The 24,466-nt window shown below is 70.0% G+C and carries 17 protein-coding genes and 2 pseudogenes; 9 read left to right on the top strand and 10 right to left on the bottom strand.

The features are described 5' to 3' along the window. Window positions 1-196: 196 nt before the first annotated feature. Both ABZ452_RS28530 and ABZ452_RS28525 read left to right on the top strand, forming a co-directional pair. Window positions 197-559 (top strand): BlaI/MecI/CopY family transcriptional regulator, encoded by a 363-nt coding sequence (locus ABZ452_RS28530; protein WP_357949283.1) that lies wholly within the window; start codon window positions 197-199, stop codon window positions 557-559. Then, a complete protein-coding gene (locus tag ABZ452_RS28525) occupies window positions 556-1,479 on the top strand; it encodes a M56 family metallopeptidase (RefSeq protein ID WP_357949280.1) in 924 nt (307 codons plus the stop codon). Before ABZ452_RS28530 ends, ABZ452_RS28525 begins: the two co-directional genes overlap by 4 nt. A 253-nt stretch (window positions 1,480-1,732) precedes the next feature. Here ABZ452_RS28525 and ABZ452_RS28520 read toward each other — a convergent pair whose 3' ends face one another. Then, window positions 1,733-1,975 carry a heavy metal-associated domain-containing protein gene (locus ABZ452_RS28520; RefSeq protein WP_357949295.1) on the bottom strand — a complete coding sequence of 81 codons (243 nt, stop codon included), beginning with the start codon at window positions 1,973-1,975 and terminating at the stop codon, window positions 1,733-1,735. 287 nt (window positions 1,976-2,262) lie between these two features. Here ABZ452_RS28520 and ABZ452_RS28515 point away from each other — a divergent pair, with 287 nt between their 5' ends. Further along, window positions 2,263-3,684: an MFS transporter gene (locus ABZ452_RS28515; protein WP_357949278.1), complete on the top strand. Its 1,422-nt coding sequence runs from the start codon at window positions 2,263-2,265 to the stop codon at window positions 3,682-3,684. Here the strand turns inward: ABZ452_RS28515 and ABZ452_RS28510 are convergent. Next, entirely contained in the window at window positions 3,623-5,101 is a 1,479-nt protein-coding gene (locus tag ABZ452_RS28510) for an MFS transporter (protein ID WP_357949275.1), read from the bottom strand. The two genes, ABZ452_RS28515 and ABZ452_RS28510, sit on opposite strands and share 62 nt — an antisense overlap. A 130-nt stretch (window positions 5,102-5,231) precedes the next feature. Here ABZ452_RS28510 and ABZ452_RS28505 point away from each other — a divergent pair, with 130 nt between their 5' ends. Further along, complete coding sequence (locus tag ABZ452_RS28505) at window positions 5,232-6,311, top strand: DUF5937 family protein (RefSeq protein WP_357949272.1); 1,080 nt, start codon at window positions 5,232-5,234, stop codon at window positions 6,309-6,311. Between the two features lie 209 nt (window positions 6,312-6,520). Here the strand turns inward: ABZ452_RS28505 and ABZ452_RS28500 are convergent, their stop codons facing one another. After that, window positions 6,521-9,235: a hypothetical protein gene (locus tag ABZ452_RS28500; RefSeq protein WP_357949269.1), complete on the bottom strand. Its 2,715-nt coding sequence runs from the start codon at window positions 9,233-9,235 to the stop codon at window positions 6,521-6,523. A 375-nt stretch (window positions 9,236-9,610) separates the two neighbouring features. Here ABZ452_RS28500 and ABZ452_RS28495 point away from each other — a divergent pair, with 375 nt between their 5' ends. Beyond that, window positions 9,611-10,705 (top strand): winged helix DNA-binding domain-containing protein, encoded by a 1,095-nt coding sequence (locus ABZ452_RS28495; RefSeq protein ID WP_357949266.1) that lies wholly within the window; start codon window positions 9,611-9,613, stop codon window positions 10,703-10,705. A gap of 618 nt (window positions 10,706-11,323) precedes the next feature. Here ABZ452_RS28495 and ABZ452_RS28490 read toward each other — a convergent pair. Next, the gene (locus ABZ452_RS28490) at window positions 11,324-12,355 is read right to left on the bottom strand and encodes a glycoside hydrolase family 3 N-terminal domain-containing protein (protein ID WP_357949264.1); all 1,032 of its coding nucleotides are present in this window, start codon (window positions 12,353-12,355) and stop codon (window positions 11,324-11,326) included. Between the two features lie 664 nt (window positions 12,356-13,019). On the opposite strand from ABZ452_RS28490, the gene ABZ452_RS28485 reads away from it, so the two are divergent. Both ABZ452_RS28485 and ABZ452_RS28480 read left to right on the top strand, forming a co-directional pair. Next, on the top strand, window positions 13,020-13,334 hold the full coding sequence (locus tag ABZ452_RS28485; RefSeq protein WP_313720739.1) for a PadR family transcriptional regulator: 315 nt from the start codon (window positions 13,020-13,022) through the stop codon (window positions 13,332-13,334). Then, window positions 13,334-14,197, top strand: coding sequence for a hypothetical protein (locus ABZ452_RS28480; protein ID WP_357949260.1), 864 nt, complete (start codon window positions 13,334-13,336; stop codon window positions 14,195-14,197). Before ABZ452_RS28485 ends, ABZ452_RS28480 begins: the two co-directional genes overlap by 1 nt. 578 nt (window positions 14,198-14,775) lie before the next feature. Here the strand turns inward: ABZ452_RS28480 and ABZ452_RS28475 are convergent. Continuing rightward, a complete protein-coding gene (locus ABZ452_RS28475; protein ID WP_357949256.1) occupies window positions 14,776-15,990 on the bottom strand; it encodes a DUF4241 domain-containing protein in 1,215 nt (404 codons plus the stop codon). A 119-nt stretch (window positions 15,991-16,109) separates the two neighbouring features. On the opposite strand from ABZ452_RS28475, the gene ABZ452_RS28470 reads away from it, so the two are divergent. Both ABZ452_RS28470 and ABZ452_RS28465 read left to right on the top strand, forming a co-directional pair. Further along, window positions 16,110-17,144 carry a questin oxidase family protein gene (locus ABZ452_RS28470; protein ID WP_357949253.1) on the top strand — a complete coding sequence of 345 codons (1,035 nt, stop codon included), beginning with the start codon at window positions 16,110-16,112 and terminating at the stop codon, window positions 17,142-17,144. 18 nt (window positions 17,145-17,162) lie between these two features. Further along, a pseudogene (locus ABZ452_RS28465) lies at window positions 17,163-17,416 on the top strand (IS630 family transposase); the annotation flags it as partial. Window positions 17,417-17,575: 159 nt separating this feature from the next. Here ABZ452_RS28465 and ABZ452_RS28460 read toward each other — a convergent pair. From ABZ452_RS28460 to ABZ452_RS28440, 5 genes and pseudogenes are all read right to left on the bottom strand, one after another. Next, window positions 17,576-17,755, bottom strand: a pseudogene (locus ABZ452_RS28460) (DUF402 domain-containing protein); the annotation flags it as partial. Between the two features lie 306 nt (window positions 17,756-18,061). Continuing rightward, window positions 18,062-20,233 (bottom strand): UvrD-helicase domain-containing protein, encoded by a 2,172-nt coding sequence (locus tag ABZ452_RS28455; protein WP_357949251.1) that lies wholly within the window; start codon window positions 20,231-20,233, stop codon window positions 18,062-18,064. Window positions 20,234-20,721: 488 nt separating this feature from the next. After that, window positions 20,722-21,630 (bottom strand): ferritin-like domain-containing protein, encoded by a 909-nt coding sequence (locus ABZ452_RS28450; protein WP_357949249.1) that lies wholly within the window; start codon window positions 21,628-21,630, stop codon window positions 20,722-20,724. Window positions 21,631-21,933: 303 nt separating this feature from the next. Next, a complete protein-coding gene (locus ABZ452_RS28445) occupies window positions 21,934-22,929 on the bottom strand; it encodes a cytochrome d ubiquinol oxidase subunit II (RefSeq protein ID WP_357949246.1) in 996 nt (331 codons plus the stop codon). Continuing rightward, window positions 22,926-24,353 (bottom strand): cytochrome ubiquinol oxidase subunit I, encoded by a 1,428-nt coding sequence (locus tag ABZ452_RS28440; RefSeq protein ID WP_357949244.1) that lies wholly within the window; start codon window positions 24,351-24,353, stop codon window positions 22,926-22,928. Before ABZ452_RS28440 ends, ABZ452_RS28445 begins: the two co-directional genes overlap by 4 nt. Between the last annotated feature and the right edge of the window lie 113 nt (window positions 24,354-24,466).

The following is a 24,466-nucleotide window of genomic DNA, read 5'->3' as shown; positions in this document are numbered from 1 at the left end:
AAGAGGCCCCCACCCAAAACCCCCCAAAACAATCCCCCCCCGCAACACACACCCGCCCGGCCCGCCCACCCCCAGCCCCCCCCCCCCCCGCCGGCCACCAATGCAGCGGTCCCCGCCACAATGGCGAGGGACCGGTCAGGTCCTGCTGGCCCGGCGCCGCGCCCCGCGTACCCTTGCGGGCACGAAGGGAGCGCACGTGGCAGAGCTGGGCAGACTCGAAGCGGCAGTCATGGACGTCCTCTGGCAGGCCGACCAACCCCTGCTGGTCAGAGACGTCCTCGACGGGCTGACCACCGACCGTGCACTGGCCTACACGACCGTTCTCACCGTGCTCGACAACCTGCACCGCAAAGGCTGGGCCACCCGCGAGAAGGACGGCAAGGCCTACCGTTACCGCCCTGCCGGCACCCGCGAGGAGATCACCGCCCGCACGCTGCGCCACGTGCTTGAAACCAGCACCGACCCCGATCTGGTGCTCATGCATTTCGCCAGGTCAGCCTCAAAGCGGGAACTGCACATCCTCAAGCAGGTGCTCCACGAGCGGGAGCCCGGCGCATGAGCGTCGCGCTGGCACTGGTCGCCGGCGTCGCGATCGCCGCCTGGTGGGGTCCGCTCGCGCTGCGATTCTGCTTCCGCCACGTTGCTGACCCGGTCGCGGTATTGCTCGGCTGGCTCGGGCTCCTCACCGCCGTGATGGCGACCTTCACCCTGGCCGTCGCCGCGTTGCTCGCCCCTGGCACCGCCCACGACTGGGCGCTGCATGATCTCGCCCGGCTCTGTTGGCACTGGGCGCAGCCCAGCCGCCTGCCTGCCCTCGATGAAGTCCTCGGAGCATCCGGCGCGCTGATCATGACCGCGGCGCTCATGAAGTTCGTCGCGTCATGCGCCCGTCACGCACGAACGGCTTACCGCGCGCGGCGTGCCCATGCCGATCTGCTGACTCTTACCGGTTCGACGGCCGAGCCGGGCGATGCGGCGGTGCTGTGGATCCCCCACCCGACCCCGTTGGCGTACAGCCTCGGCGGCGCCGGCGGGGTGACCGTGCTCGCCAGCTGTACCCGTGACCTACCGGCAGACCAGCTTGCCGCGGTAATGAGCCACGAGCGGGCGCACCTGCGTGAGCGCCACCACCTGCTGGTGTCCGCCGTGGAAGGGCTCGCGTCGGCAGTCCCCTGGCTGCCGCTGACCCGGCAAGCGCCCGCGGCCGTCCGTCTGCTGGTCGAGCTACGTGCGGACGCCGCGGCGGTACGGGAGTGCGGCCAGGCGGCCGTGCGGGGTGCGCTCCTGAGCTTCGCCGGTGCGCCGCACCCGCCGTCCGCCCTGTCGATGGCCGGGGGAGAGGTGGGAATTCGGCTGCAGCGACTTCAGTCGCGGACCCCGCACGGCCGGAATCTTGCGACTCGCGCCGCTGTCGCCCTTACGGCCCTCATCGCTCCCGTGGGTATCGGCATGCTCGCTGCGGTCCTCACCTGTCTCTAGGTAGCCGGGAACCGCGTGAGGGGCGTCAGCCTGGTCCTCCTCGAAGTCGACGTACACGTACGGGATGCGAGCAGCGTCGAGCAGGGCTCGACTGCGTCGGACATCGGGACACCAGCCGGTGCCATACACGACGAGCTCATCGCGGTCGGTAAGATCATTGACGTTCATCTCGGTTCCCTCGTCGCTGGGACAAATGGCACCGCCGCATCCCCAGGGCGCCAGACGGTGCCGTGGGGATGCGGGTTGCACGTAGTCAATCGACGAGTTGGTAGCCGGCCTGCTGCACGACGGCGCGGACTACGGCGGTGTCCAGAGGGCCGTCGCTGAGAACGGTGATGATGCCCGCGGCCACGTCGGCCTGGACGTCATTCACGCCCGTGATCTCGGAGACGTGCCCGGTCACCTTCTTGGCGCATCCGCCGCAGGTCATGCCCGAGACCTGGTAGGTGCTCCGTTCGCCGGTGCTGGTATCTGCGGCCGCGGGGGCGCTGTCGATCGTGACGGTGCCGCAGCCGCAGCTCGATTCATCGCCGCACATATGGATCTCCTCGGTGTTTGCAGTTGATGCCGTCGACGGGCGTGCAGCGTCCGTCCAGGCGACGGGCCAGGGCTGCGCGGTTGGGAATTCTCAACATACCCCTCCCCGGTATCGATCTCAACACATCCGGTGTATCTCCTCCGGGACGGTGGATGTACGCCGCGTCACTTGACGACCGATACCGGTAGGGGGTAAAAACTTGCCACTACCCATACCCCCTAGGGGTAATCGAAGGAGTGGTCGCAATGCCATCCGGCTCGAAGCGTTGGTGGGCCCTCGGACTCATCGCCCTGGCCCAGTTCATGGTCATCATGGACACCTCGATCATCGGCGTCGCACTACCACGCATACAGGCTGACCTCGGCTTCTCACCGGAGAACCTGTCCTGGGTGTTCAACGCCTACGTCGTCGCGTTCGGCGGCCTGCTGCTGCTCGGCGGCCGACTGTCCGACCTACTCGGCGCTCGGCGCACGTTCGCCGCCGGCTGGCTCATCCTGCTCATCGGCTCTGCCGCTGCCGGCCTGGCCGACACCGTCGGGGTCGAACTGGCCGCCCGCGCCGTGCAAGGCGCCGGCGCGGCGCTGATCGCCCCGTCAGCACTCACCTTGCTGATGATGCTCTTCGGCGCCGAACCCAGGGAACTCACCCGGGCCCTCGCCCTCTATGGCGCGGCCGCACCCGCTGGCGGCACCGCCGGCGTCTTCCTCGGCGGCGTCATCACCGAGTACATCAGCTGGCCCTGGGTCTTCTACATCAACATCCCCATCGCAGCCCTCGCGCTGCTGGCCGCCCCGACCCTGATGCCCGCCGGGGGTACCCGCCGCGGTTCCCTGGACGTTCTCGGCGCCCTGACCGTGACCCTCGGCCTCGGCGCCGCCGTCTACGGAACCGTCCGCGCCCCCGAGGTCGGCTGGACCTCCGGGCAGACCTGGCTGGTCCTCGCGGGAGCCATCGTCGCCCTGGCCGCGTTCGTCGCCATCCAGGCGGCACGCCGCGAGCCGCTGATGCGCCTGTCGATCTTCCGCGCCCCGAACCTCGCCGCCGCCAACATCACCCAACTGCTGCTCGGCGCGGCCTGGATCCCGATGTGGTTCTTCCTCAACCTCTACCTGCAGCAGGTCCTCGGCTACACCGCCTTCCCCAGCGGCGCCGCACTGTTGCCGATGACGGTCCTCATCATGATCGGCATGATCGCGCTTGCCCCGCGAGCCATAGCCCGGTTCGGCCCGAAGCCCATGGTGGTCACCGGCCTGGCGATCCTCGCGATCGGGCTCGGCTGGCTCGCCCTGGTCCGGCCCGGCGGCAGCTTCACCGTCGACGTCCTGCCCGCCTCCCTGGTGGCCGCGCTGGGTATGTCCCTGGCGTTCATCCCATCGCTCGGCACGGCCATCGCCAGCGCCCGCCCCGAGGAGGGCGGACTTGCCTCCGGCATCGTCAACACCAGCTACCAGGTCGGCTCGGCGCTCGGCCTGGCCGCGATGACCGCGGTGGCCTCCTCCGCCGGCGCCGACCAGCTCGGCGACCTGCCCGCCCTCACCGACGGCTACTCCGCCGCCTTCATCGGCGCCGGAGTCATCGCCGCCGTGGGCGCGGTCACCGCCGGGATCACCCTGCGCGGCGCCCGTCGACAGCCGGTTGAGGACGCCGAGCCGGTGAGCGTCGGCTGATCCGAACGCGCTCCATCGACCGCCCAGGTGGATCAGCCCGAGCCGGGCTGATCCACCGGCACCTGTGACAAGCGCCCGCCCGGTCAACCAGCCATTTGCGTAGTGGACCGCCGTTCCCAGAGGTCGTCCCCAGCAGGCGCCGAGAACGCACGGCGGCCCGCCCCGCACCCCTGACCGACGCGCCGCCGGCCGTCGGCTTCGGAACCCGGTACAGACGATGCCATCGAGTGCCCAGGCGCAGCGTCGCTGCGCCCAGCAGGGTCGCGGCGGCCAGCGGCAGCCACAGCGCCGCCGCGCCCAGACTGAGCAGACCGGTGATGATGATGGGATCGACGGCCCGGGCCAGGCCGTAGCTGAGCTGCCAGCGGGCGAGCGCGCGCCCCATCAGGTGTGGCGGTGCTGACTCGATCACCAGCGGCACTCCACTGCCGGTGTAGAGAATTTCACCCAGCGTGTAAGGCACGATGGCCAGCGCGACGAGCACCGTGCCGGGGCTGCCGCCGGTCCCCCCGCCGAGCCAGAAGGCGAGATAGGAGGCGGCGAGCAACAGCCCGGACCAGAACAGCACGGTGCGGTGCGGCCACCTCGCGAGGCGCACCACCACGACCAGCTGCAGCGCAATCACCATGACGGTGTTGGCGACGAAGATGCCCGAAGACCACGCCAGGGACGCGTGCAGGCCCTGCACCAACAGCAGCGGCAGGGCGATCTCGAGGATGTCGGCGTGAAACGCGTACGGGATCCCGGCCAGGGCCAGGACGGTAACGGTGCGTAGGCCGGCACCGCGGGCTTCCTTCGTTGCCGCGGCCGGGGCGGCCGCCGGAACATCGTGATGGGGCAGCGGCACCCGGGCGATCACCGCCGCGCCGAACGCGCACCCGAGCGCCGTCGCCAGCGCGAGCCAGCGGAGCAACTCCGGCCCCGTCGCGACCAGAACCGTGCCGAGCAGGGCGCCGGCGCCCAGGCCGGCGTTGCGCAGCGAGCGGCCCGCGGCCAGCGCCGCCGCACGCTGGGCCGGACCGGCGAGCGCGGCGACCAGCGCGGAATTGGTGGGCGGAGCGATCTGCGTGCCGACGCCGATGAGCACCGCACCGATCGCGAATCCGGCGATGCCGGGCACCAGGGCGAGCAGCAGCGCCCCCACCGCCCGCACCAGTAGGGCGGCGACGGCGGGGGCCCGCCGCGCCCCGCGGTCGATCCACCATCCGGAGAGCGGGACGGCGCCGAGGCCGGCCAGCATGCCGACGGTCAGCGTCATACCGGCCTGGGGCGCGCTGAGGCCGATCAGCACGGCGTAGATCACGATGAACGGGCGCAGCATCCCGGAGGTCGCTGCCTCGACTGTGGCGCTGAGCGCGTAGCGGCCGCCGCCCGGGATGCGGACCAACTCACGAAGCGTCGTACGGATGGTCGTCACGGCTGCGATCGTCCGGCCACACGGCTGCCAAGGAATTCAGGTTGGCCAGCGTCGTCAATCCATGGCCCGTCGATTGACAGACGACGTCAATCGGTCTGCCCGGGCGCGAACCCCTGCCATGATCGGTACCGTGGTCACCTCGGTCGACATCGCCGGCGTACCAGCCGATCGGATCCGGATAACGCCATCGCCGCTCGCGGAGCTCGGCGCGGTGCTGCACGTGCTCGCGGAGCCGCAGCATCATCCGGACACCGCCGCGGCGGTTGCGATGATGGCGGCTGCCCTTCCCGCAGAGCTGGCTCCGGACCTCGAGGAATTCGGTCTGCTCTGGTGCTCCGGCCGGGCCGACTTCCTCTTCCCGTCCGATCCACGGCCGAGCCTGCGCGAGGAACTGGACGACGTCGACCGCCTGGACGACGAGCGCTGGGTCGCTGCGGCGCTCGCCGCCCATCGGGCCGTCTCACCGGTGCCGCGAATGTGGTCGCCGCTGCGTGACCCGATCGTGCGGCAGCGGGCGCTGGCAGCGGCCCGCGCCCGAGGGCCGCGGCAGGCGGCGTGGGCCGAGCGGGTGCTCGCCGATCCGACCGCCGAGCGCGAGCGGGTACGACGCTTTCTGCTTGCCTGCGAGTCCGCCTTCTTCGGCACGGTCTGGAAACGCGTCCGCCCAGCGCTCGCCGAGGAAGCCGACCGTCGACGCTTCGACCTGGCCCGCGAGGGTATCGGCGCCCTCGGACGGATCTCGCACGCAATCGGGGTCGACACCGAGCGCGGCATTCTGACGATCGACAAGCTGCAGGACCAGACCGCAGACGGTCGCGGCAACGGGATGACGCTCATCCCGAGCGCGTACGGCGCTCCGCACATGACCGTCGTGTACGCGCCCGGCTGGCTGCCCGTGCTGCAGTACCCGGCGCCGGGCTGGAACCCGCGCCCGGTGTTGCGGGCGGACGAGCTGGATGCCCGGCTGACCGCGCTTGCGCACCCACTGCGGCTGCGTTTCTGCCGTACGCTCGCCCGAGGTCCGCACACGACCGGCGAGCTGGCCGACTATTGGCAGGTGACGGCGCCAGAGGTGTCCAGGCACCTCGCGGTGCTGAAGGCGGCCGGGCTGCTGATCTCGGCGCGCCGCGGTCGCTACGTGACGTACCGCCTGGACATGGAGGCGTGCACCGGCCTGGGGCAGCAACTGGTGGACGTCCTCGGGCGCTGACCAGCCGAGATGAGAAGCGAGCTGCGCCACGCAGCACCTGGTTGCCCTCGCGCCCGGTTCCACGGCGCTCGCGCGTGAAGCGGCGGGTGGCAGTGTCGCGGGAGCGCGATGCCGTCGACAGTCACCGGGTCGTCGGACTCACCGCCCTCGCCCTGCCTTCCCTCCGGAGCGCCCTGGGCCTGGAGCCACTTCGCAAGAGCCGGTACGCGCTAGCGTTCCAGCGCCTCGTCGGTCGGCTCGCCGTTCGGACGGAGATCGTCCGGCTGCACCACAACCGGGGTCCATACCCGTGGGGGCGCCTCCGGCGCCGCAACGGGGTTCCCGGCCGCCGCCGCTTCCGAAAGGACAAGCAGCCGCTCGACGTCCTCCGCCGTGCAGTGCGCCGAGAGTTCCAACTCGTTCAGAAGATCGAGTAGTCGCCGAGCGTACTGGGCAGGTACGGCACCGGCGGATCCGCCGGCGCCCTGGTACTCGGCGATCTGGCGCTTCTGCCAGGTGTGCAGGTGCCTGTCGAACTCCAGTGCCTGGTCGCGCTGAAAGCCGAGCCACTGCATGGCCCGCACAAACTCGCTGTCCGGCACAAGGCTTTTCGGGCGGTTCTGCCGGCCCACCTTCTCGATGAACGAGTCCGGCCACTGGATGCAGAACCGGTAGAGGCAGATGAGCCGGGGCAGCACGTACTCGTGTAGTTGGCGAGGACGCTCGGTGAGTAACAGGCCGTGAATTCCCCAGTGCTCGATTCGCCGGGCCAGTGCCTTGATGTCGGAACGGACGCGGCCCTGCCGCCGCACCCCCATCGGAGCCGCCCGATCCCACAGGTCGGCGAAGCGTCCGGCCAGCGCGTCATCGAGCTCCGCCCAACGCTGCCGGTTTCCCCGGGCGTCCTCGGGTTTGGCTGGCTGGCGTCGCGCGCTGCCGAGGAAATCCTCGAGACTGTCGGTCGACGCGTCTCTCAGGAAGTGCCACACCCCGTGGCCGTTACGCATGACGAGCCGGCCGCGTGACCCGTCGTAGAGCCGGCGAAACTGCCGCGAGCTCAGCCGACCCGAGGACCTGAACCTGACCCAGACGTACAGCGCAACGCCGAGCACGGCGACTCCGCAGGCAAGGCTGAACAGGGCCGCCTCGTTGGCGTGCCGGGACAGCAACCCCAGTGCCTGGTCATGCAGCCAGCGCAGCCGGTTGGCATCTCCCGGCGCGCCGGGGGTCGGCGCCACCTCCAGCTTGGTCCTCATGTCCGTCGTGGCGTCCAGCACCGTCACCAGGCTGACTAGGCCAACCGCGAGGCTGATCACCACGCCGCCCTTCTGGATCACGTCTGCCTCGCGGACCCGCCGCTCGTCGAAGGCGGAGGTGATCGCGGCCACGAGGTCGTCGTAGCGGGACTTGACCCACGAGGACTGCTCGACGATCTCCGCGCCGTGCTGGCGTACCCGGGCGAACAGTCCGGTCTCGGTGATCGCGCCGCGCAGTCCGCGCACACTCCGCCCGTGTAACTCGGTGAGTTTCGCGTCGAAGTCGTCCTGCAACCGCTCGGCCGCCGCGTCGATGCTTGCACTGGAGGCCCGCGTCAGCGCGCGCAGGTGGCCGAGGTCGGCTACCCCTTGGAGCAGGATCTGGTGCAGCAACTGCACGGCGCGGTGCGCTTCGTTGAGCGCTCGACCGCGTCGCATCGGCAGGTGGGTCGAGAGCGCGTCCCACAGAAACGCGCCGCGCTCGGCCATTGCGGTGTAGACCTGAAGATGGTTTTTCCAGATTTCCAGGTCACGCTCGACCGTGTACAACTCGCTACCGCTGCTCGCCTCTAGTTCACTGAGGGCGACGACGATCCCCGCCGCATCCTCCTCCTGGCGGCGGATCGCGGCCGCCTGCCGGTCCGGGTCCCGCTGGCCGTCGGCGTCACGGGCCGGGTAGCCATTGCGGGACGGCAGGATCAGGTAGTGCGGGGTGTAGGTCTCGCCCTCCCGCCGAAACCGGCGCAGCACCATGAAGTCACCGTTGAGCACGGCGCGGCTCACCACCGAATCCCGAGCGGTGCCGGTCAACAGCAGCTCGCGCGCGAGCCGATCACCTACCCGCTCGCTCCGCTGCAGATAGCGGTAGGCGTCGCTGCGCAGAGACGCCGGAACGGCCACCCAGAACGTCGGGAAGTCGTACTGCCAATCGAAGATCCGGAACTGGACCGGCAGGAGCTGCGCGGCGAGCAACCGCTGCAGGCTCTCGCCGACCCGCAGCAGATAGCTGCGGTAGGCGGGTACCTGCTCGGCCGGGATCCGCACGTCCTGCGCGCCGTCCACCGCTGGGACCAGCAGCTCCGCAGGGACGTGCCGACGGCTACGAGGCAGCGACGTCCACACCGAAATGCTGGCTCGGCACAGCGGCCGCTCCACAAGATAGGAAAAGGAAATGTCGACCACCGCATACAGGGGCAGATCCGGGTCCGCCGGATTGCGCAGTGACCCCATCCGCCGCGGCTCCAGGAAGATCTGATGCCGCAGCTCGGCCAACTGACGCCAGGCCTGTCGATCCTTGTCCAATGCGGCCAGGCACCCCTGCCGCACCTCGTCGACCAGCTCGGCCATGAGTGACCGGCCCGCATCACTGTTGGCACGTTTGTAGTCGACAGCGTCCTCTCCACGGTGGACCCGCCCCAGCCAGGCCGTGCCGTCCAGCACCCCGTCCGGTCGGAGCAGGGCGTCGAGCAGGCGACGATGGGCGGCGAAGTCCACACCGCCTGGCTCGGTGGTGAGACCGTCCGGGGAGCAGTCCGGATCCCGCCGCAGCAGCTCGACCTCGGGAATGCGCCAGGCCGAGGTACGAACCATGATCAGGCGGTTGAGCGCACCATCGCGGTCGCCGCCCGTCCGCGGCTTCGAGCGTTCCTGCCGCCCCGAGCCGCCGCCCCCAGAGGCCTCCACCGTCACGGGCTGAAATGCGTCCGCCCGGGTGCTCGTTGGCGCCGGCTCAGGTGGCGGCGGTGACGACGAGACCTCGCCCAGCAAGACAGGATCAGTGGGGGCAGCCTGGGCCGGCTCGACGAATTCCCCTTGCTGGTGAGGCTTTCCCACGTTACCCCCCGCATCGTCGCCTGTCCTCACGGTAAGCGGCTCCACCGACGCGGACGAGATCCGCTCGTACGAGTGCTGGGGGACCATCTGGCGGCGTGCGCACGACCGTTCTCGCGAACAGTCGGGCGATTTCCGACCCGGCGACGACCAGCAAGGTGGCAGTCGCGCCGGTGGCACCACCTCGAAAGCAATCAACGGCTCGGAAAACGGGTGGGCGATAGGGTCATCGCCGTGAGCGTGCTCGACCCCCGCGCCCTCAACCGGGCGCTTCTAGCCCGCCAGCTCCTGCTGCGGCGGCACGACATGCCGGTCGCTGACGCCCTTGAGCACGTGGTGGGGTTGCAGGCCCAGGAACCCCTGGAGCCGTACGTCGGGTTGTGGAGCCGGCTGGCGGGTTTCCAGCCGCCGGCGCTGGTGGAGCTGCTGCTGAGCCGAGGGGCGGTCCGCACACTGCTGATGCGCCGCACCCTCCATCTGGTGACCGCGCGCGACTGCCTCGCGCTGCGTCCCGTACACCAGGCAATGCTGGTCTCACGCATGTGGTCGACCCTGCGCCGGGTCCTGCCCGGCGTCGACCTCGACGACCTGGCGAGACTGGGCCGGCCGCTGTTCGAGGAGCGGCCGCGCATGCTGACCGAGGCGGCGCGCGCCATCGCCGACCGCTGGCCGGGAGTGGAGCCGCGCTCGTTGGGTGACGCGCTCAGTACGCTCGTGCCGCTCGTGCAGGTGCCGCCCCGCGGTGTCTGGGGCGAGCGCGGCGCCGCGTACAACACCACCATCGAGACGTGGCTGGGCCGCCCGCTGGAGCCGCCGTCGCCGGTCACCGTCGACGCGCTGGTCCTGCGCTACCTCGCCGCCTACGGCCCGGCGGCCAGCGCTGACATCCGCGCCTGGTCCGGCCTGAGCGGGCTGCGCGAGTCCGTCCAACGGCTGCGACCGTCGTTGCGGACGTTCCGCGACGAGCGCGGCCGCGAGTTGCTCGACGTTCCCGACGGCGTGCTGCCCGACCCGGAAACCCCGGTGCCGCCGCGTTTCCTGCCGGCGTTCGACAACGCGGTGCTCGGCTACGACGACCGCAGCCGCATCATCGACCCGGAACATCGCGGTCTGAGTGTCACGGGCGCCCGCTTCCTGCTGGTCGATGGCCGGGTCGTGGGCACCTGGGCGATCACGCTCGACGACGGCGCGGCGACGTTGCAGATCACGTCGCTACGCGCGCTCGCGAAGCACGAGCGCGACGCCGTCGTCGCCGAGGGCGAGAGTCTGCTGACCATGTTCCAGCCCGAGCCGCAACGCGCCAACCACGTCACGATCACGGACGCTTGACCAAGGTGTGGGCGCCGTAGCAAGGGGTGCGGAGCTTTCCGCCCTGAGCGTCGAAGCCGGCCAGGTCAGGCCCGGTTTCGAAGGTGCCGGATGACCCTGTAGGGCGCAGGTCGTGGTGCGGCAAATACTCGCCGATCTCAGGCTGCCCGACGTTGCGACCGCGGCCGCCGAAACCCGCACCGGACATGTCGCAACAGGGGTGATCAACCTGATCATGCACTCCAGCGACGGCGGCACGCTGGTCACGGACCGTTGGGTCGGTCCATGGGGGAAGGGGATCGTGGGAGCAGGTTGGGAGCATGAACGCCGTTGGACTGCATCCAATGGCACCGAACGCAGCCGGACGCGGAACAACCGGGGGGTACCCCACCCGGCTGCCAGCGGGCCCGGAGGAGCCGCTGACCACGCGCGCGGAGGGCCAACGGGATCCCCGACGACGATCCGACCCTGTCGTCGTTGCTCCTGACCGCCGGTTACGAGACGGCGATGTTCGGCAAGTGGCACTGCGGTTGGCTGTCCTGTGAGAACCCGCGCTGCAAGCCAACCTGGGGTGCTCGGGTCGTTCACGGGCCGGTTCGGGCGAGCGAAGCCGGGTCGGACGGCCACCGCACTGGACGGTCAGTGGAGACGGGCCCGCAGGCCGGCGATCCGATCCACTGCGGCGATGAAGCCGGCGGAGTCGAGCTGGCCCGCGGTCTGGGCGTTGACCAGGGCAGCGGTGGCGGCTTCGCCCTGGCCGACGTCGCGGGCGGAGCACAGGATGAGGTCCATGCCGGCGGTTGCGGCGGCGACCGTGCGCTGGCTGGTGCTGCCGTAGTGGGCCAGCGCACCGGCTTCCAGGGCGTCGGTGACGGTCACTCCGGTGAACCCGATGCGCCCGCGCAGTTCCTGCCTGACCACGGTCGACGACAGGCCGGCTGGGTGGTTCGGGTCCAGCGCGGGGTAGATGGCCCAGGACAGCATGACGAGGTCGACGCCGGTGGCGACGGCGGCTGAGTACGGGAACTCGTCGGCGCCGCGCAGCGTGGCCAGCGACTGGGACAGGGTGACCGGCCGGGTGTCGGTGTTCTGGTCCGTTGCGGCCCGTCCCAGTCCGGGGAAGTGCTTGGCGGTGGCGGCTACGCCGGTGCGCTGCTGGGCGGTGATGAACGCCCGCGCCAGGGGCGCGATGGTGCCGGGGTTCGCGCTGTAGGAGCGCTGGTACTGGTCGATGAAGTTGCCCGCGGTGGAGTAGACGTCGAGAACCGGGGCGAGGTTGACGTTCATGCCAACTGCGGCGAGGGTGCGGCCGGCTCCGGTGCCCGCTGCGGCCGCCGCGGCCACCGGGTCGCCGGACTGGCCGATCCGCTTCTCCGAGAGCGCGGGCGCCCCCGGCAGCCGTCGGATCAGGCCACCCTCCTGGTCGACCATCAGCAGCAGCGGCACGTGGATCGGGCTTTGTGCCTGGGCTCGTCGCAACTGGGTGATCACCGAGCGGATCTGGGCGGTGTCGGCGATGTTCTCCCCGAAGAAGATCACCCCGGCGGCCTCACCGGCGCGGATGATCCTCAACAGGCTCGCCGGTGGTGTCAACCCGGGATAGGAGTAGATGATCCGCTGCCCGGCCAGTTGCCGCTTGGTCAGGCCGGCCGACCTGGTCGGCGCCGGCACGGACGGCACCGGCGCGGGTGACGTGCCCGGGAACCTCGTGGGCGGCGGCGCGGTCGATATGGACGGCGATGCCACCCGTCCGCCACCCGACCCACCGGGCGCGGACCAAGTCGAGCGCGCTGCATCAGGGGCGGACGGCCCGAGCGTGGGGGCGTGCGGGGACTGGCAGGCGACCATGGCAAGGCCGAGAGCCCCGGCCGCCAGAACGATGCGAAGCTTCGCCGCTGAGTACATGACCACCTCCAGGTAGCCGCACCGATCCCGGTGCGCCTGACGGGACCCGACGATCGGTCGACGGTGACCGGTCTGCGGTGCTCCCATCTCATCCGCCAGCACTGAGGAAAGGCAGCCGCTCCGGCGGGGATCGCCAGCGCTGCGCCTGCCGCTATGGGTGTCTCCCGGTGTCACCGGACCCCGTGCGGCGGCTCTATCAGCAGTATGTGCGGGAGATTCTTCGGTGGGTAGTCGCCCACATCATCACCCCGAGCGGCCATTCGGCTAAGCCTTCGCACGCCAGCGGTTCAGCGGGCGGGCACCGTCTCAGCGTCCGGCGCCGCGGCTCGGGACGCCTGACCTGTCGGTGTCCATTCGGCAGGGAACGGTCAGGCTTGACGGTGTTACTACGTACTGCGATGCTACGCAGGACGTAGCAAGGGAGGTTCTCGTGGCCGGGCTCGCCGACCTCGGCCGGTTCTCCGAACCGGCACTGCACATCCTGATCAGCCTCGCCGCGGGGCCCAAGCACGGCTACGCCATGCAGGACGACATCGGCGAGCTCACCGGTGCCCGCCCCGGACCCGGCACGCTCTACGGCGCGATCCGGCGCCTGGAGGAACACGCCTACATCGAGGCCCTGCCCGAGCAGGACCGGCGCAAGCCGTACCGGCTGACCGACGCCGGCCGCGCAGCCCTGGGCGCCGAGCTGCAGCGCATGCGGTCCCTCGCCGCGACCGGGCTGCGCCGGCTGGCGGTGGCGTGATGCACGCCCGGATCATCCGCGCCGTGCTGGCGCTGTACCCGGCCGCGATCCGCGAGCGCTACGGCGACGAGATCGCCGAACTGCTCGCCGCCAGTGACACCCCGGCCCGGGACCTGGCCGACACCGTCCGCTGCGCGCTGCGCGACCGGCTCACCCAACAGGCGGAGACGATGACCGTGGCTCGGGCGCGTACCGCTGGCATCACTTTGATCAAGCTGGTCGTCGCGCCGTTCGCGTTCGGCGTGCTGCTACTGCTTCTTCTGACCACGGCGGGTCTGCTGGCCGACATGACCGGCGCGCACGAGGCCGCGCCCTACGGGTACGCGCTGGCGGTGGCGCTCGCCGCGACCTCGATGTGGTGGTTCGGCCGGTGGATGGCACGCTCCGAGCCGATCGTCGCGGCCGCCGTCGTGGTTCCTGCGGCGCTCGCGCTGGGCGTCGCGGGCATCAGCGCCGTACCGCATCTCGGTGACGTCCTCGGCGAGGTCCGTGCCGGCTCGCTGGCGGCCGTGGCCTGCTGGGCGGTCGGCGCCACCGGTCTCGGCTGGGCGGTGAGCATCCTGCTGCGCCGCGGCCGCCGCGCCGCTGCCTGGCTCGGCAGCGGGATGGGGGCGCTGCTGCTGCTCGACGCGGTCACCGCCGTGTATGTGTTCACCGCGCTGCCGCCTGACCGTGCCCCACGGCACAATGCGCCGCTGTGGTACCTGTCGGCCATGAGCTGGTGGGATCCGGGCCTGGTCGACGGCGCGTACCGGCAGCTCGAGGACTCGATCAAGATGCTGCCGCCGGTGCTGACTATGTGCACGGTGTTCCTACTAGCCGTGGTCGGCGTCACCGCGCGTCGGCCGCGACTGCCCGCGTGATCGGTATGACTGTCACCTGACGGCAGCGTCGAACCGGTCTGCTGGCCCGCTTTCCCCTCAAACTGCCGGGCTGTCCCCACGACAACTTCGCCCTCCGGGTACCGCGTGGTGATCGCGGCCCAGTCCTCACCCGACCAGCGCGAGAAACGGGTCCGGCGGCTGCGCATCCCAGCGTCCAACGGAAACAGCCGCACCTGGCCGGACCGGTGTTGCAACACCTCGAAAAGCCCAGCCTTGCCGACCGCCGGCCAGTCGGTTGGGTCGTCCGGCAGGTGCAGGACGTCGACCCACCCCTGCGGCGGCTGACCAAGGTCTACCAAAACCCCTGCCCGTCCCGTGCCCATCGGGACGGCACTCACCGTCCCTCGCACCCGATGGCCCACCGGGAAGGCGAGACGCGCCGCGAACAGCTCGTCAGCGCTCGTCGTCAACCAGCAGTCCTCACATCACGGCTCGCAACCATCACTGCGCAATATGAGTTGCCCCTGCCGGTCGTGGCAGCTGCGCTCTCTACCTGGACGCGCATTCGACCAGGCGCTCCGACGTCCGACTCTGCCGAAATCGTCTGCGGCGTGTCGTCACTCCTCGTCCTCGTCTTCCGAGTCGGTGGGAAAGAGCAGCATGTCCGCGACGAAGCAGGCCACGGAACCGGAGGCGTCGTAGCCGATCCACGTGGGGTAGGCGCCGTCGCCCCAGCCGCTGGACCAGGCGACCATGTCTCCCGACCCGGTCGTGCGGTAGCGCGGCTCGACCAGGCCGTCGAGTGTGCGCCAGACGTCCACCAGGCGGTCGGCGGAGTCGGCGTCGACGAAGCAGGCCATGCCAGCATCGACGCCGAAGCCGAAGAACTGCTGGTGGCCCAGGTCGAGCGGGTCCTGCCCGTCGCGCAGCGCCAGCTCCCATCGCACCGCGGGACGGTCGCTGATGTCGAGGCGGGCGGCGGTGACCCGGGTATGCCGCGGATCATCGACGAAGGTCGCGAGGCTGATGGAGACCGGGTACGTGCCGGGCGGCACGGTGACGTTGAAGGGCTCGGCGTCGAAGTCCAACGAGGAAGGATCAGCGGCGATCAGGCGGCCGGACGGCACGTGCAGCCGCCCGGCGCTCTGGGCCGACAGGCGAAGCTGCCGATCGTTGTACTCGACCTGCGCACCGGGGGTGAACAGGAGTTCGATGCCGTGCGGCCGCAGCGGCCGGGGCGGACGCCAGGGTGGCCGGGGCGCGGTGCGTACCGGAAGCGGATGGTGCACCGCGTCGATGATCTCCACGGGCGGGTCCCCGGCGAGACTCAGCAGTTCCCGCCATCGGCGAAAGCCCGGAATCGGCAGGCGGGGCGGCGGCTGTATCGAGCGGGACTCGTGCCGATCGCCCCGATCGCCACGCGGCTCGACGACGTCGCTGCGCTGCCCGAAGAGTCGATAGGTGGTGCAGGTCCGCGCCGCGACATGCGGAAACTCGTGTTCGCCCACATCCGGCGGGCCGTCCCAGGTAGCGGCCCGGCGCAGGAACACGTCGCCGCTCCCCGTGCCGCGCAGCTCGTGGCAGGACACCTGTCGGCCAGCGGCGTCGAAGCGCGACATACGGCAGTACTCGTCGGCCCAGGAAACGTCCATCACCGCGTGCCGTCGACCATCGATCAACAGCACGGCCGTGTACGGCTCACCCGCGGCGTCGCGGGCCTGCACGGCAGTCGCGGTCAACGGATTGACCACGCCCTCGTCCCAGCCATCGCAGTACACGACCTCAAGCCTCGCGATCACGCCGTGACCATACAGATCATCGCCGGTCGACATCTCTGCGCCAAGATCATGTCCACGCTTCTGCCGCGGACAGAGCGCCCGCGCACCACCCGGGATCCGGGGGAAGTTGCTGGATTGACCTCAACCGAACTTCAGATTGAAGACTCGAGTGCATGACGAGTTCCGTCCTCGACGAGGCATACGAGCGGGTGCGCCACACTGGCCCGGAGCGGAACGGTTGGCTGTCCAACCACGCCCCCATGGCGGTGGAGGCCCTGGTCCACCGCGGCCACGAGCGGGCAGTTCACCGATGGATTGATGGCTACGCGGACAAGCTGGAGGAGCGGCCCCGAGGGATTCGACCCATCCCAAGGGATGAGTGGCGTGACCCGCTCGGCGACCCGGTCCGTACCGGAGACTGGCTGAACTATTTCGACCGCGAGTTGGCCGGCGAACCGTGGCGGGAAATGCTGGTCCGGTGGTGGCCGCGCCTGCTACCTGGCATAGCCGCTGGCGCGACCCACGGAGTCATCCGGGTCGGCCACGCCATACGCGCGCTGCTCGACGAGGAGACCCAGCCGCGCGTCGCCGAACTCGGTCAGGGGCTGGCCTACTGGGCCGCCCGGTGGCAGCCCCTCGCACCGCCCGGCGCCGGACCATACCCGACCACCGACGCCCGGTCCGCGCTCGACGCGGTACCCCGCATACCCGACCAGCGGTCCGGCATCCGAGCCCGCCTCGCTCAACTGGCCGACCTGGCCCTGTGGCCTTCGCTAGCCGGCGCAGTGCCCGGCAACGACAAGGACGACGTCCCAACACGGCTCGCGGGCATCGTCGACGCCGCGGTCATCCGGCACGGCACCCACGGGTACGCCAGCCCTGTCATGCTCGTCCACGCCGCCACCGCGCCGAACGCGGTCCTGCGTGCCTTGCCGGCTCTACCGCCAACGCTCTGGGCGCCGAGCCTCGCCGCTGCCTGGGCGGCAACAGCTGCCGTTACCGCCGCCTACGCCCCGGCCGAGGCACGGCCCGCCCCGCCGGCCGACACCGACCTGAGCCTCGATGAAGTCATGCGCCGTGCAACAGACACCGGCGACGCGCACGCGATCAAGTTCGTCGATACCGCAAGCGACACGTACACACGCTCCGGAGACCCCGCGCTGCTCGCCATCGCCGCGCAATCCATCGAGCAGATCGCCGCCGACTAACGAACATGTGCCCTCTGCCGCGCCAGGCGCGACGTGTGCTTCACCCCGACGTACGCGTCCTGGGCCAACCCGATCGAGGCCCACTTCGGGCCTCTGCGACAGTTCACCATCGCGAACTCGAACCACCCCAACCACCCGATGCAGACCCGGGCCCTGGACGCCTACTGCGCTGGCGCAACGCCAACGCCCGCCACCGGGACGTCCTGGCCGTCGAGCGCCGCGAAAGCGCTCGCATCCGCTGCGAGAAGGGCATCCGCTGGGGCGGACGCCCCCTCGCTACCGACCTGGTCCAGCCATGTGCGGTAGCGGCTTCCGAAGGGTTCCGCGCCGTCGCGCAGCGCAGCTGACAGCCACTCGGCGGTACTCTCCGCGCGCGTGATGATGTCTCGTGGGTAGCCGTACTGCCTCTGATGACTGGCGAACTCATCCTCGTCGTCCATAAAGACGGAGCCGTCCTGCCGTATCCGGCAGACATCCAGATCCAGGTCGACCGTGGTCACTTCCCCCTTGTGCGGCCAATCGGAGGGAGTGGTGACGTCGCAGTAGACGTCCAGGTGGGCTGGAGCTGCCTGGAACAGGGCCGTCCACCAGGCGTTGCGGGGAAAGAGCATGACTCGTCGCTCCTTGGTTGCGTAGACCTCGCCCTCCCCGCCCTTGCTGTAGATCGTCCCGATCGGAGCGCCGAGCCAGACCCCGAACTCATCCTCGCCCAACCACACCATCGAGTGGTGCCGGTGCAGGCTGCCATCGAACTTACGGACCACGACCCGGACCTCGGCTTCTCCCATGACGGGAGGCTATTGGCGGCCGGGCAAACGCGACGGCTGCTCACCCCTGCTCACATCCGGACAGAACGATCCTCACGGCCCGAAGGCGCGCCCAGCATCCGGAGATTCTCTCCATGGTTGTGGCGGTTGCTACCTGAGCACCAGCTGTCCGAGTTCCTGGGTGCATCGGGTGAGCGCGACGTAGAGCCCGTTCCAGCCGCGCGGTTCAGCGGCGATGCCCTGGGGGTCAATGAGTAGCGTCGCGTCCCATTCCAGTCCCTTGGACTGGGTCGCGGTGAGCACCGGCACATCGCTCAGCACGGCCAGGAGTTCGGCGATGCGCTCGGCGGGGGCGATGACGCCAACCGTGCCGCCATGCCACCGTTGCTGCAGCTGTCGCACGGCTTGGGCGGCGGCGCCGGCAAGCTCGGCGGGCGTGACTGTGAGTACCCAGGGGGCGATGCCGGCGGAGCGTACCGCCCGTGGCGGCGCGTTGTGGCTGCCAGCTTTCTTCAATACGGGTTCGGTGAGGTCCATGACCTCACGCGGGGTCCGGTAGCAAATGGTCAGTTCCGCAGCGGCCCAGCGGTCTCTGAAAACAGCCTGCACCGCTTGTGCCCAGCTGGTGTGCCGATGTGCTGCCTCCGCCTGGTCGATGTCGCCGACCGCGGTGATGGAGCGGCTGGGACAGCGCCGTAGGACCATCTGCCACTGCATCTCGGACAGCTCTTGCGCCTCGTCGATGACGACGTGGCCGTACACCCAGTCGCGCTGCCGGCGAGCGTGCTCGGCGACGAACTCGCCCTGTGGTTGCGGGGCTTCGATCTCGCCCAGCAGGTCGGCGAGGGCGTCGAGCAGGGGGATGTCGCTCGATGCCCACAGTGCGGGCTCGGCCGAGACGGCCGTGATCTCCTCCGTGGACAACTGCGGAGCGAACCGGGCCAGCAGGGTGCGGTCGGTCAGGAGATCAACCAGTAGGGTTTCGGCGTCGAGGGTGGGCCACCATGCCTCGATGAACCGGGCGATGGCGGCGCTCTCGGCGATCCGAGAACGAAGACTCTCTACCTCTTCCTCGGAGAGCAATCCGTCGACGTCACTGCCGGTGGACCTCCTGCCGAAGTGGTGGTCGTGCTGCATGCCCCTGTCGACGCGGGCGAGGATGTCCTCGAAGCCCTCCTCCATCTCGTTCATCAGCGCCTCGCGCTGCTCGACGACGGCTTCGACAAGGATGTGGTGCAGCTGCTCGGCGAACGCCTGGCGGGCGCGGTGATACGGGCGTCCCTGCACCGCCGAGGCGAGCGCCTGTGCCACTGTTGCGGCGGTGATGACGTAGAACTCGCCCTCCCAGCGCAGCTTCAGCTCACGGGGCCGGGGGAGCAGCGACGTGACGTAGTTTTCGAGCGCGGGTTGCCAGAGGGCGCGGCCCTTGATTTCGGCGAGACGCCGGCTCTCGTCGCGGCCCACGCGAATCTCGGGCAGCAGAGTGTCGCAGGTCGCCGAGACGACGGCGGTCTCACCGAGCGCGGGCAGCACCTGGGCGATGTACTGGAGGAACCGCGGCGAGGGTCCGAGGACCAGGACCGCCTGGTCGGCCATCTTCGGGTGGGCGAACAGCAGGTAGGCGACGCGGTGCAGGGCAACGACGGTCTTGCCGGTGCCAGGACCGCCCTGAACGATCAGCGGGCCGGTCGCCTCGGCCCGGATGATGTCGTCCTGCTCGCGTTGCAACGTGGAGATCGCCGTCGACATGCGGCCGGTACGCCGCTGGTCCAAGGCGGCCAGTAGGGCGCCTTCACCGACGAGTTCCGCCGTCATGGTCCCGTCCAGTGGCTCGTCATCCACGCCGACGACGGCCGATCCCGTCGTGCGTATGTGACGGCGCCGAGCCTGACCCTGTGGGTCGACAGCCGTCGCGGTGTAGAACGGTCGAGCTGCGGGAGCGCGCCAGTCCACCAGCAGCGGCTCACTGTCCTCGCCGTCGTCGCGGAGACCGACACGGCCTATGTGTCGCACGGTGCCATCAAGGCCGTCGAGGCGGCCGAAGACCAGCCCTTCCCGTGCTCGCCGTAGCTCCTCGTACTGCTGGCGGAGCATGCGCCGCCGCGCCTGTTCCAACGGATCCAGGGCGCCTGACGAAAGCTCGGCCTGTAGGTGGTCGGCGAGCCTGTCGCGCCGCGCCGTGGCCAGGTCGAGAAACTCTTGTTCCTCGGCGACCGCGGATCGGCGCGCGACGCCCTCTGCGATAGAGGTTGGCGGTTCGCCGTCTGTTGTTACCTCGCTGACGCCAGCAATGCCGTTGTTCAGAGCAGAATTCCGGCGCATTCGCAAATCCTTGCACTGGTGTCCCTCGACCCGGATGAGCCGCAGCGGCGGCAAGCATAGAGCTGGCTTCTCCTCTACGGCCAGAGATCCTGGCGGCGGAGATGGGAATCTCAATGCCTTGCAGTTCGGTGCCGAATGTGGCCTCACCCAATCTTGATTCGCCTATCGAAAGTTCGGTCCTTGTCCGTGATCCGGCTATCGAGCCAGCGTGAGCCGATCCTGCGGAGACGTTTGCCGTCGGCGGCTTTCGCCCAGGTTCGGGTGCGGTCCGAGGTCCTTCAGCATGTGGGCATACGGTGGGCGCCCGCCCAAGGCGCGACCCTCCAACTGGGTCTGGGATCCATCGCGGTGCGGGCCCGCACCTGACCCGATTCCGCTCGCCCTTGCTCATCCGGCCGAAGACGGTCATGACGAGATCGTGAGCCTCGTTGTCGGGTCGATGGGTCCGCCGACCTCCGGCACCCACAACTGCACGTGAAGTGGGTGAATCAGCTGGCAGCCCCGCCGCTCATCGCGAGGTCGCCGTTGAGGCCGGAGGGATAGAAGCCGCCGGAGTTCGCCGGGCTCGCGGTGAGGTACACGATGTTCAGGACCGACTCGGCGGAGCGGCCATAGGCGATGCCGTTGGCGTCCGTGGGGACGAGGTTCGCCTCGGCGCTGGTGCCGATACCCTGGTCGTCGTCGACCGGTCCGTCGAGACTGTTGCGGGCGTCGGAGAGCTTCTGCACACCCGCGAAGACGGCATCGTCGATCATGCCTTCGTTGTAGAGCGCGGAGCGGACGATCCCGGCGTGGTACGCCTCCGTGGCGAGCAGACCCGCGGCAGCGTCCAGGTACGTCTTGTTGGACAGCAGCGGTGCCGCTCCCTTGAAAGCGGAGACGCCGACGTCCTCGAACAGGAACGCGGCGAACAGGAAGTTGAGATCGTTGGCGTACGGGTCGAACACCTCGCCCGACTTGATGAGCCCGGCGGCGGTGGCCGCCGCGGTGAAACTCGTGTCAAGAGAGATCGCCGGACGGGAAACGGCGTGCTCCCCGAGGGCGGACCGCAGGAAGGCCACATGCTGCTGCTCGTCCGAGGCGATCTCCCGGGCGAACTTGCGCACCACCGAGTTGCTGAAGTTGACCATGCCCCCACCGCTCACCTCACCCCGGGTGCCGGTACCGGTGGTCATCTCGTCCGGCAGTCCCTGCCCCGTGGTGGCGCGAAGGTAGAACTCGGCTTCGAGATATTCGAGGTTGAGGGCGAAGTTCAGGATCGTCGCGTCACTCGGCCCCGAGCCGTCCGGCGATTGCGCTGCGGGATTCGTCGCGTCCGTCATCGACGCGAGCTTCCGCCGATCGTCATCCGACTCCGCGCTGCGCGACACCGCCTCTTTGATGAACTTCTTCACCATGGACGTCGACCCCCGTTCCGATCCACGACCACCGGGTACTCCATCGATATGTCGCCGGTGCGCCGCGCGCTGATGCCGTTGGTGCTCACGCTAGGCGCGGCGGTGTCTCGGCCGTACTCCTTTGCCGAACGTTCATCCGCGGGAGGCGCACGGCAGGGACAGCCGCACCACCTCATGCATGGGGTGGCCGTCGATGTGGCCGAGAGGTCGACGCCGCCACGGGGTGGGGCGTAGGGCGCTCGGCTGACCGACGGATGAGACGGCACGCCGACCGCGGTTCGGCACGGCGCAGCGTGAACCGAATCAGGTGGTGTCCAGACGACCGCGCTGGTGCAGAACGAACAGCAGCGCCATGGCCGGCACGACGAGCAGGAGCGCCGCGGCGGCGACGAGGGTGAGCGACGCCAGGGTGGCGTCGGGAGCGGCGGCCTCGTCGATGCGGAGGTGGGTGCCCAGCAGGTACGGGTACTGCGCGACGCCCCAGCCGACCACCACCGTGCCGGCCGCGCTGACTGCGAGCGCCTGCAGCAACCGGGGCGCCGCCCGGTGCAGCAGGGCGATGCTGGCCAGCCCGCATGCCGCGGAGACCAGCACCAGCGGCAGGCCGCGGCCGGTCAGCCCGTCGAACAGGCGCCCGGCGTCTGCGTGCAGGACGGCGATCCCCGCCAGCGCCACGGCGCCGGTCGCCACGGCGCTGGCCCGGGCTCGACGGCGGAACCAGCGTTCCAGGCCGGCGTCGGCGAGGGTGCGGGCCTCGGCGGTGAGGAACACCGCGGCGACGAACGCGCACACCCCGACCGCGAGCACTCCACCGAGCAGCGATGTCGGGTTGACCCAGCTGGTCACGGGATCGCCGTGCCCGTCGGCGGGCACCCGCCCGGAGGCGATTCCGCCGGCGACCGTGCCGAGGAAGAACGGCGTGATCACCGACGAGGTGGCGAACGCCGCGCCGGTCGCCCGCTGCTGGCCGGTCTTCACCACCACCTTCCGGAACGCGAACCCACTGCCCCTGACCACGATGCCCAGGGCGGCGAGGCCCAGCGGAACGTAGAGCGTGGTCATGATCGCGGCGAACGCGGACGGGAAGCCGGTCCAGAGCATCACCAGGCAGAAGATCAGCCACACGTGGTTGGCCTCCCACACCGGCGCCAACGTGTGGTCGATCAGGTGTCGGGGGGCCTGCCCTCGTCGGGCGCCACCAGCGGTGAGATCCCAGAAGCCGGCACCGTAGTCCGCGCCGCCGAGCACGGCGTAGGCGGTGACGCCGATGAACAACACGACGGCGGCGAACGTACTCATGCCTGACCTGCTGCCGGCGTGCCCTCCGAGTCCCGGGGCGGGCCGTAGGGCACGTCCGTCTCGGTCGCCCCGCCCTGATCGCGCCAGCGGCGGCGCAGTAGCCGCAGGACGTACACGGTGGTGGCGCCGACCGCGACGTACAGCGCGACGGTGGCGGCGAAGAACAGCCACAGGTTGCCGGACGTGGTGACCGCGTCCCGGGTGAGGAGGTGACCCACGACCGTCCATGGCTGCCGGCCGACCTCGGTGACCACCCAGCCCGCCTCCAGCGCCACCACCGCGAGCACCCCACTCAACGCGGTCGCCCGCAGGAACCACCTGCTGCGCGGCAGGTCACGGCGGCGCCACCAGGCCAGGGCGTACCAGGCGGAGAGGCCCAGCAGCGCCGTGCCGATACCGACCATGACGTCGAAGCTCAGGTGGACGATCGCGACCAGCCGGTCCGGTGGTCGCACCTCGGCGGGTATGGCGTCCAGGCCCTGGATGCGGGTGGACGGCGAGTAGCCGGACAACAGCGACGCCCCCGACGGAATCTTGATGCCGCCGTGCACTTCCCCGTTCGCGTAGTAGCCGCCCAGCACCTCCGGCACGTGGGTGCCCGTGGTCCGGACGGCCTCGATCGCGGCGAACTTCGCCGGTTCGTTCCGGAAGACCTCGCGCGCGACGATGTCGCCGACGAAGATCTGCAGCGGGGTGACCAGCGCCGCGACGGTCAGCGGTATCGCCAGGCCGAGCCGGTGGTACCGGTCGCGGCGGCCGCGCAGCATCCCGGCGGCGTACACGCCGGCGACGACGAACCCGGCGACCATGTACGCGGCCAGCAGCATGTGGATGGCCTCGAACCAGAATGCCCCGTTGAAGATCACCTCCAGCGGGCGGACCTCCACGATCTTGCCGTCCCGCATGGTGAATCCGCCCGGCTGGTTCATCCACGCGTTCGCCGCGACCACCGACAGCGTGCCGCCGATCCCGGACAGCACCACCGGCACACCGGTCCAGAAGTGGGGCCATGGTCGCATCCGCTGCCACCCGAAGACGTAGATGGCGACGAAGATCGCCTCCAGGAAGAAGAACAGACCCTCGATCGCGAACGGGATGCCGAACGCCGCGCCGTAGGTGCCCATCAGCCGCGGCCAGAGCAGCCCGAGCTCGAACGACAGCACCGTCCCGGACACCGCGCCGACGGCGAACAGCACCGCCGCCACCTGCGACCAGCGGCGGGCCAGCAGCATCGCGGTCTCGTCGTTCCGACGAATGCCCCGGGCGTTCGCGATCAGCATCAGGAAGGTGAAGGCCACCCCGAACGGCACCAGGATGATGTGGAAGCCGAGAGTGAAGGCCATCTGCTCGCGCGCCGGCAGCAACTGCGCCGGATCCGCCGGCGCCAGACTGGCGCCGACCGTCATCAGTGACAGACCAGGCATGGCCCGTGCTTCCCGGTCACGGCGGCCGGAAACGTACCGATGGGGTGAGGATCAGGCAAAGTGGGAAGCGACCGGAGCCCGTCACCGAACAGCGGGCCGCAGGTGCCCGCAGC

It is taken from the genome of Micromonospora sp. NPDC005707, from assembly GCF_040631005.1.
GTDB lineage: Bacteria > Actinomycetota > Actinomycetes > Mycobacteriales > Micromonosporaceae > Micromonospora.
Note: the sequence above shows the minus strand (reverse complement) of the source record. Positions and strands in the feature narration are given on the sequence as shown.